At 64.4% G+C, this 1,336-nt stretch carries 1 protein-coding gene; it reads right to left on the bottom strand.

Annotated elements, in window-relative coordinates:
* The coding region (locus AC6CID_RS25000; protein WP_498354664.1) for an IS256 family transposase at positions 1–1,202 on the bottom strand (1,202 nt) is incomplete at its 3' end.
* Between the last annotated feature and the right edge of the window lie 134 nt (positions 1,203–1,336).

The raw sequence follows: 1,336 nt of genomic DNA on the forward strand, positions 1-1,336 counted from the left end.
TCCGGCGCGGTGCCCACAGCACGACAACGAGCCAGCACCTCGAGCCCGAGATACCGCCGGCCCTCCGTCCATTCATCGGTCTGCTCGGCCAGAACAGCACCGACCAACCTGACGACCGCGTCACGGTTGGGGAAGATCCCCACCGCATCGGTCCGACGTCGGATCTCTCGATTGAGACGCTCGGCCGGATTATTCGACCACACCTGAGTCCACACATCCTTCGGAAATGCGCTGAACGACAACAGATCCTGACGGGCATTGCCCAGGTGCTCGGCGACCGCCGGGAGCCGGTCCTCGGTGTACTCGACAAGACGATCGAACTGGGCATCGACCGCATCGGCGGTCGGCTGGTCGTAGACCGAATGCAACATCGCCTTGACCGCCGGCCACATGCTCTTCGGACACACACCCATCAGGTTCGCCGCGTAATGGGTCCGGCATCGCTGCCACGCAGCACCGGGCAGGTTCGCCGCGATCGCATCGACCAGACCACGGTGTGCATCGGAGGTGACCACCCGGACCCCGCTCAGACCGCGGGCGACCAGGTCGGCGAAGAAGGTGTTCCATGCCGGACCGGTCTCGCTGGTGGCCACGTGCAGGCCCAGCACTTCGCGGTGCCCGTCGGCGTTGACTCCGGTGGCGACCATCGCGACTGCGTTCACGACCTGCTTGTTCTCGCGGACTTTCATCGTCAATGCGTCGGCGGCGACGAACGTGAACGGGCCCGCGTGATCGAGTCGGCGTTGCCGGAACGCGGCGACCTGTTCGTCGAGGTCTTCGGCCATGCGTGAGACCTGGGACTTCGACAGTGCGTTGATGCCGAGGGTTTTGACCAGCTTGTCCATCCGGCGGGTGGAGACCCCGGCCAGGTAGCAGTCGGCGACCACGGTGATCAATGCCGCTTCGGCGCGTTTACGGCGTTCGAGGAGCCATTCGGGAAAATACGTCCCGGACCGGAGTTTGGGGACGGCGACGTCGATGGTGCCGACGCGGGTGTCGAGCGGGCGGCGTCGGTATCCGTTGCGCTGGTTGACTCGTTCGGTGGACTGTCGGCCCCATTCGGCGCCGCAGACCGCGTCGGCTTCGGCGGACAGCAGGGCGTTGATCATGGTTTGTAGCAGTTCGCGCATCAGGTCGGGAGACGCGTCGGTCAGGGCTTGGTGCAATACACCCGCAGGGTCGACAATGTGGGGTGCGGTCATCGTGATGACTCCGTTCGAGGATTCTGTGGAAGGTTGACTCGAAGGATCACGCGGTGACCGTTTCACGTCCAGCAGCGACACGCTGTCGGTTGTGGTGCTGGTCACCGGGTTACACCACTCTATGGGGCACTACT

The organism is Rhodococcus sp. GQ147, assembly GCF_059759155.1.